Source organism: Anaeromyxobacter dehalogenans 2CP-C (genome assembly GCF_000013385.1).
In the GTDB taxonomy this organism is placed as follows: domain Bacteria; phylum Myxococcota; class Myxococcia; order Myxococcales; family Anaeromyxobacteraceae; genus Anaeromyxobacter; species Anaeromyxobacter dehalogenans_B.
Map to the genome: position 1 here is coordinate 4,313,661 of NC_007760.1, position 13,495 is coordinate 4,327,155.

At 75.1% G+C, this 13,495-nt stretch carries 11 protein-coding genes; 10 read left to right on the top strand and 1 reads right to left on the bottom strand.

All coding sequences use genetic code 11. The annotated features are described in order from the left end of the window. Positions 1–100: 100 nt before the first annotated feature. The 9 genes from ADEH_RS19450 to ADEH_RS19490 are packed head-to-tail and all read left to right on the top strand — an operon-like array spanning position 101 to position 11,257. A complete protein-coding gene (locus ADEH_RS19450) occupies positions 101–1,591 on the top strand; it encodes a UDP-N-acetylmuramoyl-L-alanyl-D-glutamate--2,6-diaminopimelate ligase (RefSeq protein WP_041453712.1) in 1,491 nt (496 codons plus the stop codon). After that, positions 1,588–2,994, top strand: a complete 1,407-nt coding sequence (locus ADEH_RS19455; RefSeq protein WP_011422815.1) for a UDP-N-acetylmuramoyl-tripeptide--D-alanyl-D-alanine ligase — start codon at positions 1,588–1,590, stop codon at positions 2,992–2,994. The genes ADEH_RS19450 and ADEH_RS19455 overlap by 4 nt, the downstream gene beginning before the upstream one ends. Continuing rightward, the gene (gene mraY / locus ADEH_RS19460) at positions 2,995–4,137 is read left to right on the top strand and encodes a phospho-N-acetylmuramoyl-pentapeptide-transferase (protein WP_011422816.1); all 1,143 of its coding nucleotides are present in this window, start codon (positions 2,995–2,997) and stop codon (positions 4,135–4,137) included. A gap of 2 nt (positions 4,138–4,139) precedes the next feature. After that, on the top strand, positions 4,140–5,528 hold the full coding sequence (gene murD / locus ADEH_RS19465; RefSeq protein ID WP_011422817.1) for a UDP-N-acetylmuramoyl-L-alanine--D-glutamate ligase: 1,389 nt from the start codon (positions 4,140–4,142) through the stop codon (positions 5,526–5,528). After that, the gene (ftsW, locus tag ADEH_RS19470; RefSeq protein WP_011422818.1) at positions 5,525–6,754 is read left to right on the top strand and encodes a putative lipid II flippase FtsW; all 1,230 of its coding nucleotides are present in this window, start codon (positions 5,525–5,527) and stop codon (positions 6,752–6,754) included. Before murD ends, ftsW begins: the two co-directional genes overlap by 4 nt. Then, complete coding sequence (gene murG / locus ADEH_RS19475; RefSeq protein ID WP_011422819.1) at positions 6,751–7,902, top strand: undecaprenyldiphospho-muramoylpentapeptide beta-N-acetylglucosaminyltransferase; 1,152 nt, start codon at positions 6,751–6,753, stop codon at positions 7,900–7,902. The genes ftsW and murG overlap by 4 nt, the downstream gene beginning before the upstream one ends. 22 nt (positions 7,903–7,924) lie before the next feature. Next, positions 7,925–9,301, top strand: a complete 1,377-nt coding sequence (gene murC, locus ADEH_RS19480; protein WP_011422820.1) for a UDP-N-acetylmuramate--L-alanine ligase — start codon at positions 7,925–7,927, stop codon at positions 9,299–9,301. A 43-nt stretch (positions 9,302–9,344) separates the two neighbouring features. Next, the gene (gene murB / locus ADEH_RS19485) at positions 9,345–10,334 is read left to right on the top strand and encodes a UDP-N-acetylmuramate dehydrogenase (RefSeq protein ID WP_011422821.1); all 990 of its coding nucleotides are present in this window, start codon (positions 9,345–9,347) and stop codon (positions 10,332–10,334) included. Continuing rightward, the gene (locus tag ADEH_RS19490) at positions 10,331–11,257 is read left to right on the top strand and encodes a D-alanine--D-alanine ligase (RefSeq protein WP_011422822.1); all 927 of its coding nucleotides are present in this window, start codon (positions 10,331–10,333) and stop codon (positions 11,255–11,257) included. The genes murB and ADEH_RS19490 overlap by 4 nt, the downstream gene beginning before the upstream one ends. 104 nt (positions 11,258–11,361) lie before the next feature. On the opposite strand, the gene ADEH_RS19495 is transcribed toward ADEH_RS19490, so the two are convergent. After that, entirely contained in the window at positions 11,362–12,420 is a 1,059-nt protein-coding gene (locus tag ADEH_RS19495) for a cytochrome c3 family protein (protein ID WP_041453713.1), read from the bottom strand. 190 nt (positions 12,421–12,610) lie between these two features. On the opposite strand from ADEH_RS19495, the gene ADEH_RS19500 reads away from it, so the two are divergent. Further along, a complete protein-coding gene (locus ADEH_RS19500) occupies positions 12,611–13,492 on the top strand; it encodes a cell division protein FtsQ/DivIB (RefSeq protein WP_011422824.1) in 882 nt (293 codons plus the stop codon). The last annotated feature ends 3 nt before the right edge of the window (positions 13,493–13,495 follow it).

Sequence of the window (13,495 nt, forward strand, 5' to 3'; positions counted from 1 at the left end):
GCCCGCGTGTCCCGGCGGACACGCCCGCGCGCAACCGGCCGCGCTTCGGAGGAAAACGAGGCGGACGGCCGTTTGCATGGTATCTCCCGCGGTAAGCGACATGAGGCTCTCCACCGTCATCGCCGGCAGCGGCGCCCGCGGCGATCTCGCCGGCGATCCGGAGATCACGCGCGTCACCGGCGACTCGCGCGAGGTCATCCCCGGCGCGGTGTTCTTCGCGCTGCCCGGCGTCCAGCACGACGGCCACGCGTTCGCGGCCGAGGCGGCGCGGCGGGGCGCCGTCGCGGTGGTCGCCGAGCGGCCGGTCGAGTGCGCCCCCGCCCGGCTGCTGCTCGCGCCGTCCGCCCGCCGCGCCATGGCCCTCGCCGCCGCCAGCTTCTGCGGCCGGCCCGCCGAGCGCCTGCGCATGGCCGCGGTCACCGGCACGAACGGCAAGACCACCGTCACCTACCTGGTGGAGGCGTGCGCGCGCGCCGCCGCGGTGCCGGTGGGCGTCCTCGGCACCATCTCCTTCCGCTTCCCCGGCGCCGAGCGGCCGGCCAGCCACACCACCCCGGAGTCCACCGCCATCCAGGCGGTGCTGGCGGAGATGGTCGAGGCCGGCGCGCGGGACGCGGTGATGGAGGTGTCGTCGCACGCGCTCGCGCAGGAGCGGGTGGCCGGGATCCGCTTCCAGGCTGCCGGCTTCACCAACCTCACGCGCGACCACCTCGACTACCACCGCGACATGGAGGCGTACTTCGCCGCGAAGCGCCGGCTCTTCACCGAGCACCTCGCGCCGGGCGGCACCGCGGTGATCAACGCGCGCGATCCCTGGGGCGCGCGCCTCGCCGACCAGCTCGGGCCGGGGCCGCGCGTCTGGCGCTACGGCGGCCGGGCCGGCGACGCGCTGCGCGCGCTCGAGGTCCGGACCGGCCTCGCCGGCACCAGCGCGACCTTCGAGACCCCGGCCGGCGCCATCGCCATCCGCTCCCCGCTCGTCGGCCAGCACAACCTCGAGAACCTGCTCTGCGCCGCCGGCCTCGCGCTCGGCCTGGGACTGCCGCCCGAGGCGGTCGCCCGCGGCCTGGCCGCCTCGCACGGCGCGCCCGGCCGGCTGGAGCGGATCGACGGCCGCGGCCTCTCGGTGTTCGTGGACTACGCGCACACCGACGACGCGCTGGCGCGCATGATCGCGGCGCTGCGCGGGCTCTCCCCGCGGCGCCTGGTGTGCGTGTTCGGCTGCGGCGGCGACCGGGACCGGGGCAAGCGCCCGCTCATGGGCGCGGCGGCCGCGGCCGCGGACCTCGCCATCGTGACGAGCGACAACCCCCGCACCGAGGATCCGCTCGCGATCATCGCCGACGTGCTGCCCGGCCTGGACCGCGCCGGCAAGCCCGCCATCGGCGCCGCCCGGGCGCGCGCCGGCGAGGATGGCTACGTGGTGGAGCCGGACCGGCGCGCGGCCATCGCGCTCGCGGTCGAGTGCGCGCGCGAGGGCGACGCGGTGCTCGTCGCCGGCAAGGGGCACGAGGACTACCAGCAGGTGGGCGCCGAGAGGCGCCCCTTCTCCGACCGCGACGAGGCGCGCAAGGCGCTCGGGATCGCATGACCACTCCCCGCTCCACGCCGCACTTCACCTCCGACGAGCTCGCGGCCGCGACCGGCGGCCGCTGGCTCGGCGCCCCGCCGGCCGCGGTGGACGGCGTCTCCACCGACACCCGCACGCTCGCCGCGGGGCAGCTCTTCGTGGCGCTGAAGGGCGAGCGCTTCGACGCGCACGACCACCTGGAGGCCGCCGCCGCGGCCGGCGCCGCCGCGCTGGTGGTGTCCGGGGCGTGGGCCGCCGCGCACCCCGCCCCCCCGCGCCCCGCGCTCGCGGTGGCCGACACGCTCGCGGCGCTCGGCGCGATCGCGCGCTTCCACCGCTGCCGGTTCGGCATCCCGGTGATCGGGGTCACCGGCTCGAACGGCAAGACCACCACGCGCGAGATGATCGCCGCCATCCTGGCCACCCGCGGCCCGGTGCTGAAGACCGAGGGCAACCTGAACAACGAGGTGGGCGTCCCGCTCACGCTGTTCGGCCTGGACGACGCGCACGCGACCGCGGTCATCGAGATGGGGATGAACCACCCCGGCGAGATCGCGCGGCTCGCCGCGATCGCCCAGCCGCAGGTCGGGGTGGTGACGCTGGCCGCGCCCGCCCACCTGGAGGGGCTCGGCACGGTGGAGGCGGTGGCGGACGCGAAGGCCGAGCTGTACGAGGGGTTGCCGGCCGGCGGGATCGCGGTGGTGAACGCGGACGACGCGCGCATGCTGAAGCGCGGCGTCGCCTCCGGCCGCCGCATGCTCACGTTCGCCTCCGGCCGCGGCCGGCGCGGCGACGTGGTGGTGCTCGAGGTCCTCTCGCAGTCGGTGGAGGGGCTCCGCTTCGTGCTCGGCGTCGGCAACCGCGAGGTCCCGGTCCACATCCCCGGCCTGGTCGGCGCGCACAACGCCCGCAACGCCGCGGCCGCCGCCTGCGCGGCCATCGCGGTGGGCTGCACCGATCGCGAGATCGCGCAGGGGCTCGCCGCGGTCCGGCCGGTGGGCCGCCGCCTGCGCCTGGAGCGCCTCCCCTCCGGCGTCCAGCTGGTGGACGACTGCTACAACGCGAACCCGGCCTCGATGTCGGCGGCGCTCGAGGTCCTGCGCGACCTCGCCGCCGCGCCCGGCGCCCGCGCGGTCGCGGTGCTCGGGGACATGCTCGAGCTGGGGAGCTTCGAGGCGGAGGCGCACCGCGCGCTCGGCGCCGAGGCGGCGACCGCCGGGGTGGCGGTGCTGGCCGCGTTCGGGCCGCGCGCCCGCGCCACCGCCGAGGCCGCCCGCGCGGCCGGCCTCGCCGAGACCTTCCACACCGAGGACCTGGACCGCCTCGTCGCGTTCGTGCGCGAGCGGCTCCGTCCCACCGACGTCCTGCTCGTGAAGGGGAGCCGCGGCATGAAGCTCGAGCGGCTCGTCGAGGCCCTGCGCTAGATGCTCTACCACCTCCTCTACCCGCTGGCCTACAAGCTCAGCCTCCTCAACGTCCTCCGCTACCCGTCCTTCCGCATCGTGGCGGCGGGGCTCACCGCCATGGTGCTGGGCCTGCTGCTCGGGCCGATCTTCATCGAGCGGATGCGGGTGCTCCAGTACGGCTCGACGAACGTCCGCGAGGACACGCCCGACACGCACAAGAAGAAGGCCGGCACGCCGTCGATGGGCGGCGCGCTGATCCTGGCCTCGGTCGCGATCGCCACCTTGCTGTTCGCCGACCTCGCCAACCGCTTCGTGTGGGCGGCCCTGCTCGTCACCCTCGGCTACGGCGCCATCGGCTTCACCGACGACTGGCTCAAGATCTCGAAGAAGAACTCGAAGGGCCTGGCCGGCAAGAAGAAGCTGGTGCTCCAGGTCCTGGTGGTGGTGGTGGTCTACTACGCCTGCCTCACCGACTGGCGCTTCCACGTCGAGCACCGCTTCCCCTGGGTGTTCGTGGGCAGCTACGTGGACCTCCACGTGACGCTGCCGTTCGTGCCGTCCCGGCTGTTCAACCCGGACCTCGGCTTCCTCTACCTGCCGTTCATGGTGTTCGTGGTGATCGCCACCTCGAACGCGGTGAACCTGACCGACGGCCTGGACGGCCTCGCCATCGGGCCGACCGTCGTGTCGGCCATGACGTTCCTGGCGCTCTCCTACGTGGCGGGCGCCACCATCGCCGGGTTCAGCCTGGCCGAGTACCTGCGGGTGCCGTACATCCCCGGCGCGGAGGAGCTGGGCGTGTTCTGCTCGGCCATCTTCGGCGCGGGCGTGGCGTTCCTCTGGTACAACACCTATCCGGCGTCGGTGTTCATGGGCGACGTGGGCTCGCTCGCCCTGGGGGGCGGCCTCGGCATGATGGCGGTGCTCACCAAGAACGAGTTCGCGAGCGCCATCCTGCACGGCGTCTTCCTGACCGAGACGGTGAGCGTCATCCTCCAGGTCTGGTCCTTCAAGACCACCGGCAAGCGCATCTTCCGGATGGCGCCCATCCACCACCACTACGAGCTGAAGGGGTGGGCGGAGCCGAAGATCATCGTCCGCTTCTGGATCATCTCGGTGATGCTGGCGCTGGTGGCGCTGCTCTCCATCAAGCTGAGGTAGCCGTGGCCGCACCGGAGCTGAAGGGCACCAGGGTGACGGTGGTGGGGCTCGCGAAGAGCGGCGTGGCCGCCGCGCGGCTCTGCGCCCGCGAGGGCGCGCGCGTCACCGTCACCGACCGCCGCGGCGAGGCCGCGCTGGGCGGCGCGCTCGCCGCGCTCCCGGCGTCGGTGACCCGCCGCCTGGGCGGCCACGACGCCGCCGACTTCACCGGCGCCGACCTGGTGGTGGCGTCGCCGGGCGTGCCGCTCGCGAACCCGGAGATCCAGGCGGCGCGGCGGCGCGGCGTGCCGGTGTGGGGCGAGGTCGAGCTGGCCGCGCGCTTCCTGGGCGGCCTGCCGATCGTCGGGATCACCGGGACGAACGGGAAGTCCACCACCACCGCGCTCACCGGCGCCCTGCTCGCCCGCCACCGGCGGACGTTCGTGGGCGGCAACCTGGGCACCCCGCTCTCCGAGCTGGTCCTGTCCGGCGAGCCCGCCGCCGCCGCGGTGGTCGAGCTCTCCTCGTTCCAGCTCGAGGGGATCGAGCGCTTCCGCGCCCGGGTGGCGGCGGTGCTGAACGTCACCCCCGACCACCTCGACCGCTACCCCGACGTGGACGCGTACGCGGCCGCGAAGGCGCGCCTGTTCGCGACCCAGGAGCCGGACGACGTGGCCGTCGCGAACGCGCGCGACCCGCGGGCGCTCGCCATGGCCGGCGCGTCGCGCGGCGACCTGCACACCTTCGGCTTCGGCGCGCCGGTCCCGGCCTCCGCCCGCGACGAGGGCGGCGAGCCCGGCCCCGGGGGCACGGCCATCTGGTACACGCCGCGCGGGCGGGCGCCGGAGCGCTACCAGCTGCACAACCGCGCGCTGCGCGGCCGCCACAACCGCGAGAACGCCATGGCCGCGGTGCTCTGCGCGCGGCTGATGGGCGTGCCGGGCGAGGCGGTCCAGGCCGGGCTGGACGCGTTCCCCGGCCTGCACCACCGGCTCGAGCTGGTGGCGGAGGGGCGCGGGGTCGAGTGGGTGAACGACTCCAAGGCCACCAACGTGGACTCGACCTTCGTCGGCCTGGCCGCGTTCCCGGCCGGCGCCCCGCGCGTGGTCCTCATCATGGGCGGCCGCGGCAAGAAGGCGCCCTACGCGCCGCTGCGCCCGCTGTTCGGCGGGCGGGTGAAGGCGCTGCTCACCATCGGGGAGGACGCGCCCGCCATCGAGCGGGAGCTGGGCGACCTCGCGCCCACCGAGCCGTGCGGCGACCTGCCCGGCGCGGTGCGCCGGGCCGCGGTCCTCTCGGGGCCGGGCGACGTGGTGCTGCTCTCCCCCGCCTGCGCCAGCTACGATCAGTTCGCGAGCTACGAGGAGCGCGGCGAGGCCTTCCGCCGGCTCGCGACGGAGCAGGCGCGATGAGGCTCTTCCGCCAGGCCCGGGACGAACGCGCGCCCGAGGCGCCGCGGGCGGGCGCGCCGGGCTTCGACCCGCTCCTGCTCGCGGCGGTGCTGCTGCTCGTCGCGCTCGGCCTGGTGATGGTCTACTCGGCGAGCGCGGTCGAGGCGGGCCGCCGGCTCGGCGACGAGTTCTACTACCTGAAGCGGCAGCTGGTGGCGGTCGGCATCGGCCTCGCCGGCATGGCCGCGGTGCTGCGCGTGGGCTACCGCCGGATCGCGGCGGTGGCGTACCCGGTGCTCGCCGCCACGCTGGCGGCGCTGGTGCTGGTGAAGCTGGTGGGCCGCACCGCGGGCGGCGCGCAGCGCTGGATCCCGCTCGGCCCGGTGAACCTGCAGCCCGCCGAGCTCGCCAAGGTCGCGCTGGTGCTCTACCTCGCGCACTCGCTCTCGCGGAAGCAGTCCAAGATGCGGATGTTCTCCATCGGCCTGCTGCCGCACCTGCTCGTCACGCTGCTCATGGTGGGCCTGTGCCTGTGGCAGAAGGACCTCGGCACCGGCTTCATCCTGTTCATGGTGCTGTTCGCGATGCTGTTCGCGGCCGGCGCGCGGGTCTCCTACCTGGTGGCGGCGGGGCTGGTGGCCGCGCCGATCGCCTGGCACTTCATCAAGTCCACCGAGTACCGCTACCAGCGGTGGCTCGCCTTCATGAACCCCGAGCAGTACAAGACCACCTTCGCCTTCCAGCTCTGGGAGTCGCTGCTCGGCACCGCGAACGGCGGCTGGCTGGGGCAGGGGCTGGGCCAGGGCAAGGGCAAGCTGTACTTCCTGCCCGCCGCGCACACCGACTTCATCGCCGCGGTGCTGGCGGAGGAGACGGGGCTCGTCGGCATGGCGCTCCTGCTGCTGCTCTACGGCGTGGTGCTCTGGCGCGGCACCCGCGCCGCGCTGCGCGCGCCCGACGCGTTCGGCTGCTACGCCGCCCTGGGCGTCACCGCGCTCGTCGGCACCCAGGCGCTCGTCAACCTGGCGGTGGTGTTCGGCCTCGCGCCGACCAAGGGGCTCACCCTGCCCTTCGTCTCCTACGGCGGCAGCTCCATCATGACGCTGCTCGCCGCGACCGGCCTGCTCCTGTCGGTGAGCGGCGAACGCGGCGGCTTCCTCACCCGGGCGCCTGCGGCGGTGCGGGTGGGCGCGCCCATCGGCGGCGCGCCGCGGCTGTCCGCGGCCCGCGCGGAGGACGCGTCATGAGGATGATGGTGGCGGGCGGCGGCACCGGCGGGCACGTGTTCCCCGGCATCGCGCTGGCGGAGGAGGTGGTCACGCGCCACCCCGCCAACGACGTGGTCTTCGTGGGCACCGCCCGCGGCCTGGAGGCCTCGGTGGTCCCGGCCGCCGGCTTCCCCATCGAGCTCATCGAGGTGAAGGGGCTGAAGGGGAAGGGCCTCGTGGGCGCGCTGCTCAACCTGCTGCTGCTGCCCCGCGCGTTCCTGCAGTCCTGGCGCATCCTCAGGCGCTGGCGGCCGGACGTGGTGGTGGGGGTGGGCGGCTACGCCAGCGGGCCGGTGGTGCTCACCGCCTGGGCCATGCGCATCCCCACCGCGGTGCAGGAGCAGAACGCGATCGCGGGCCTCACCAACCGGCTCCTGGGACGCGTGGTGAAGGCGGCGTTCACCGCGTTCCCCGAGGCGGCCCGGCACTTCGCGCCGCGCAAGGTCTACCAGCTCGGCAACCCCATCCGCCGGCGGCTGATGGAGAACTACATGCGGCCCGAGTCCGCGCACGGCGCGCCGCGGCTGCTCGTGTTCGGCGGCTCGCAGGGCGCGCACGCGCTCAACATGCGCGTGATCGAGGCGCTGCCGCACCTCGCCGACCTGCGCGAGCGGATCCAGATCACCCACCAGACCGGCGCGCGCGACCGCGAGTACGTCGAGAAGGGCTACCGCGCCTGCGGGTTCACCCCGGACGTCCGCGAGTTCATCGACGACATGAGCGCGGCGTACGCGGGCTGCGACCTGGTGGTGTGCCGCGCCGGCGCGACCACGCTGGCCGAGCTGACCGTCTGCAAGAAGCCGTCGATCCTGGTCCCCTTCCCCGCCGCCGCCGACAACCACCAGGTGAAGAACGCGCGCAGCCTGGTGGACGCGGGCGCCGCGGTGATGATCGAGGAGCGCGACCTCACCGGCGAGGTGCTGGCGCGCGAGATCCGCGACATCCTCGACGCGCCGGAGCGCCGCGAGCGGATGGCGCGGGCCGCGGGCCGGCTGGGCAGCCCGCAGGCCGCCAAGGAGATCGCCGACGTGTGCATGGAGCTGGTCCGCCGCCGCTGGGGCTCGCCCTTCGGCCAGGCGCGCGAGCCCGGGCAGAAGCCCGCGCGCCCGCCGGATCTCGCGTCGTAGCCCCCGAGGAGCGTCCCCCGACATGAGCCTCTTCCGTTCCAGGCAGGCCAAGATCCACTTCGTGGGCGTGGGCGGCATCGGCATGAGCGGCATCGCCGAGGTGCTGCTCAACCTCGGCTACACCGTCTCCGGGTCCGACCTGCGCGAGTCCGAGACCACCCGCCGCCTGGCCGGGCTGGGCGGCCACATCTCCTACGGCCACGCCGCCGAGAACGTGCTCCAGGTGGACGTGGTGGTGATCTCGTCCGCGGTGAAGCGCGACAACCCGGAGGTGCTGGAGGCGCGGCGGCGGAAGATCCCGGTCATCCCGCGCGCCGAGATGCTGGCCGAGCTGATGCGGCTCAAGTACGGCGTCGCCATCGCCGGCTCGCACGGCAAGACCACCACCACCTCCATGGCGGCGCACCTGCTCGCGCACGCCGGCCTCGACCCGACCGCGGTGGTGGGCGGCAAGGTGAACGCGTTCGGCTCCAACGCCAAGCTGGGCAAGGGCGACTACATGGTGGTGGAGGCGGACGAGTCCGACGGCTCGTTCCTGCGCATCCCGCCCACCATCGCGATCGTCACCAACATCGACCCCGAGCACCTCGACCACTGGAAGACGCCGGACGCGCTGCGCCGCGGGTTCGTGGACTTCGTGAACCGCGTGCCGTTCTACGGGCTCGCCATCCTCTGCATCGACCACCCCACCGTGCAGTCGATCCTGCCCGACGTGGAGAAGCGGGTGGTCACCTACGGCGAGAGCCACCAGGCCGACTACCGGGCCGAGGCCATCGAGCTGTCCGGCCACGCCGTCCGCTTCGACGCGTTCCGGCGCGACGAGGCGCTGGGGCGCTTCGAGGTGGCCATGGTGGGCCGCCACAACGCGCTCAACGCGCTCGCGGTCATCGCGCTCGGCGACGAGATGGGCATCCCGCCGCTCGTCACCCGCGAGGCGCTCCGCAGCTTCCAGGGCGTGCAGCGGCGCTTCACCGTCCGCGGCGAGGTGGCGGGCGTGACCGTGGTGGACGACTACGGTCACCACCCGGCCGAGGTGAAGGCCACGCTCCAGGGCGCGCGCGAGGCGTTCAAGCGGCGCGTGGTCTGCCTGTTCCAGCCGCACCGCTACACCCGCACCCGCGACCTCATGGCCGAGTTCGCCACCGCGTTCAACGACGCGGACGTGCTGCTGCTCACCGACATCTACGCCGCCGGCGAGGAGCCCATCCCGGGCGCGACCGCCGCGAACCTGGCGGAGGCCATCCGCGCCTGGGGCCACCGCGACGTGACGGTCGTCCCCCGCGCCGAGCTGGCCCGCGCCGCCAGGGAGCGGATCCGCCCCGGCGACCTGGTCCTCACGCTCGGCGCCGGCGACGTGACCGCCGCCGGCCCGGAGCTCCTGGCGCTGCTCGAGCGATGAGCGCCCCCTCCCCCGGCGCGCCGGCCCGCCCGGCCTCCCGCACGTGACCTGGCGCGACGAGATCGCCCGCCGCGTGCGCGGCGAGCACCTGCGCGACGCGCCGCTCGCGCCGCGCACCGCCGTGCGGGTCGGCGGGCCGGCCGACCTGCTCTGCCGCCCCGCCGACGGCGACGCGCTCTCGGCGCTGCTCGGCGCGGTGCGCGAGCTGGGGGTGCCGCTCTCGGTGCTCGGCGGCGGCGCGAACACGCTCGTCGCGGACGCGGGCGTGCGCGGGGTGGTGCTCCGGCTCCCGCAGGACTTCCCGGGCGAATCCACCGACGGTGACACGCTGGTCCTCTCCGCCGGCGCGCCCATCGCGCGGCTGCCGGCGCGCGCGCACGCGCACGGCCTCGTCGGCATGGAGTTCCTGGGCGGGATCCCCGGGACGCTGGGCGGCGCGGCGGCCATGAACGCCGGCACGCGCCTCGGCGAGATGAAGGACGTCGTCACGCGGCTCGAGCTCGCCACCGCCGACGGCGCCGGCTTCGTGCCCGCCGCCGCGCTGGGCTACGCCTACCGCACCTGCCGCCTCCCGCCCGGCGCGGTGGTCGCGCGCGTGGAGGTGCGGCTCCGCCCCGGCGACGTGGCCGCGAGCGAGGCGCTCATGCGCGAGGACCGCGAGCGCCGCCGCGCCACCCAGCCGCTCGACCGGCCCACCTTCGGCTCCACCTTCACGAACCCGCCGGGCGAGTACGCGGGGCGGCTCATCGAGGCGGTCGGGCTGAAGGGGCACCGCGTCGGCGGCGCCGTGTGGTCCCCGGTGCACGCGAACTTCGTGACCAACCTGGGCGGCGCGACCGCCCGCGACGTGCTCGCGCTCATCAGGCTCGCGCGGGCACGGGTGAAGGAGCGGTTCGGGATCGCGCTCGAGACCGAGGTCCGGCTGATGGGCGAGTTCCCGCCGGACGAGCTGGCAGGGCTGGACGGGCACGCGGCCGACGGCGGCGGCCCCGGCGCGGCGAGCGGGGGCGCGCGCCCCCGGGAGGCGACATGAGCACGTGGACGGGCAAGAGGGTGGCGGTGCTGTACGGCGGGCGCTCCAGCGAGCGCGAGGTGTCGCTCCGGACCGGCGCCGCCTGCGCCGAGGCGCTCCGGCAGAAGGGCCACGACGTGGTGCTGGTGGACGTGGACCTCGAGGTCGCGGCGCGGCTCCGCGCCGAGCGGGTGGAGGTCGCGTTCGTGGCGCTGCACGGCCGGTGGGGCGAGGACGGCAGCATCCAGGGGCTGCTCGAGTCGATGGCCATCCCGTACACCGGCTCGGGCGTGCTCGCCTCGGCCATGGGCATGGACAAGACCGTGTCGAAGGCGATCTTCCGCTCGCTCGGGCTGGCCGTCGCCGACTACCGCGTGTTCCCGCGCGCCGCCGCCGGCGCGATCGGCGTGGACGACCTGCCGTTCGGCCTGCCCTGCGTGGTGAAGCCCGCCGGCGAGGGCTCGTCGGTGGGCGTGCACCTCGTGAACGCGGCCGCGGAGCTCGGGCCCGCCTGCCGCGACGCCGCCGGCTACGCCGGCGACGTGATCGTCGAGCGGTACGTCAAGGGCACCGAGGTGGACGTGGCGGTGCTGGAAGGCAAGGCGCTCGGGGCGATCGAGATCGTGCCCGCGAACGCGTTCTATGACTACGCCGCGAAGTACACCGCCGGCACCACGAAGTACTTCTACCCGGCGCGCATCCCCGAGGCGCACGTCCGCGCCGTCATGGAGGCGGCCGAGGCCGCGCACCGCGGCATCGGCTGCAGCGGCGTGACCCGCGTGGACTTCATCGTGGCCGCCGACGGGACGCCGTACATCCTGGAGGTGAACACGCTCCCCGGGATGACCGCGACGTCGCTCGTCCCGAAGATCGCCGCCGGGCTGGGCCTGTCCTTCCCGGACCTGTGCGACCGGATCCTCGACGGCGCGGCGCTGAAGGCGTGAGCGCCCTCTTCCGCCCTTCGACAGGCTCGGGGCGAGCGGAGCCTCCCGGTATCCGCGCGCGGTGAGCCCGTCGAACCGCGAGCCGGACGGTGGGCCAGCGCCCCTCAGCGCGCCACGTACGTCTTCGCCTCGTGGCACGCCTTGGCGCAGGTCCCGCCGGTGGCGGTGCGCGTGAAGCCGAGCTCGAGCACGTACCCGCCGCTCCCGTAGGCCACGCGGTCGCGCACGTGCCGCTCCTGCCTGGACGCGTGGGCGTCGTGGCAGGCGCGGCAGGTGAGGCCCCGCTCCCGGTCCACGTGCACCTTGTGCAGGTTCCGCGCGCCGTCCCGGAAGCGCGTGAACGCCGTGGTCTCGGCCTCCGAGACCAGCCGGTCGTTGTGGCAGCCGAAACAGAGCGCGTAGCTGCGCCGGTCGTAGGGCGCGTAGAGCTTGTCGGGCAGGTCCGCCACCAGCAGCCGCGGGTGGTCGCCGCCGTGGGTGCGGTGGCAGGCGCCGCAGTCGCGCTCCCGCACCGGCTCGTGCCAGACCGGGTTCTCCTCCAGCCAGCGGCGCATGTTGACCAGCGTCCGCCCGTCCGCCGCCTTCATGCCGTCCTTCGAGTGGCAGCCGACGCACAGCTCGAACGCCGGCGCGGTGAGCAGCGCCTCGTGGCGGGCGGCGTGCGGATCGTGGCAGGTCGCGCAGGCCCGCCCCTCGGTCACCGGGGCGTGCTTCACCGGCGCGGCGGCGGCCTGCGCCGCGACCCCGGGGTGGCAGCGGGCGCACAGCTCGGCCACCGGCGCCGCGAGCAGCGACGGGCCGGCGGCGTCGTGCGGGTTGTGGCAGGCGGTGCAGGACCGGACGGCCGGCGCGTGCTTGAGCTTGCGCGCCATCACCTCCCGCATCTCCTCGTGGCACTCGAGGCACCCGGCGTTCACGCTCGCGTGGCGCAGGGGGCCCGGGCTGGCGCGGTCCGCCGAGCGGTGACAGGCGCCGCAGTCGCCGGCCGCGTAGGGCGCGTGGGTCGAGCGGGCCTGGCCGGGCGGGAGCGGCGCCACCGCTGCGGCACCCCGCCGCACCACCGGCGCAGGCGCCGCCGGCGCGGCGGGCGCGGCGCGGGCCGGCCCGGCGGCGACGGTGGCCGCGGCGAGGAGTCCCGCCACGCTGGCGCGCCCGGGGTGCATGTGCCGAGATGCTAGCGCATCGTCGCCGGAAGACGAGAAGCCGGGCGGCGCGGAGTTCCGCGGCGGAAAACTTGCCAGCGGCCGGTGCTCGGGCATCCTGCACCGTCGGGTGATAGCGCCCGGAAGCGCCCTCTGGTTTCATCCACGTGGGCTGCGGTGGGCGGATGTGTCCGGGTGGCGGGAGTGGCGGGTGGCGCGGGGTCCGAACCGGCGGCGCGTGGACAGGGTTCCGGGGGAGCGGCGGCGGCGGCTGGCCCGCGCGATGGCGCTCGCCCTGCCCTCGATCGTCGCGCTCGCCTCGCTCGGCGGCGCCGCGTACCTGGGCTGGCGCCTCGGCTGGAGGAGCGACCTGCTGCGCGTCCGCGAGCTCCGGTTCGAGGGGCTCTCCCGCGCGACGCCGCAGGAGCTGCTCGACCTGTCGCCGGTGCAGCCGGGCGACCACCTCCTGTTCCTCGACACCGACGCGATGGCAGCGGCGCTGCGGCGCCACCCCTGGATCGCCTCGGCCCAGGTCCGCCGCTCCTTCCCGCCCGCGCTCGAGGTGCAGGTGTCGGAGCGGCGCCCGGCGGCGCTGGTGGACCTGGGCGGCCTGTACCTGGTGGACGACCGCGGCGAGGTGTTCAAGCGCGCGGTCCCGGGCGACGGGCTGGACCTGCCGGTCATCACCGGCATCGAGCGCGAGGCCTGGGTGGAGGGGCGCGCCGAGTTCGCGCCGCTGCTGGGCGGCGCGCTGGCGCTGCTCGGGCGCTGGTCGGCGCGCGGCCTCGACGCGCGCTCGACGATCTCGGAGATCCACGTGGACCCGGAGTACGGGACCACGCTCTGGTCGGACGAGGGGACGGAGATCCGCCTCGGCCAGGGAGACCTCGAGGAGAAGCTGACGCGCCTCGACCGCGTCCTCTCGGCGCTCGACGCCGAGGGGGAGCGGGCGGAGGTGCTGCACCTGGACAACCGCCGCCGCCCGGACTGGGTGGCGGTCCGGGTGGCCGGTCGGCGCGGTGAGCCGGACGGACGGTCGTACGCGGCAGGTGGTGGTGGTGGTCCGCAGGGACGCTCGTCGTCGCTGCGGTAGGGA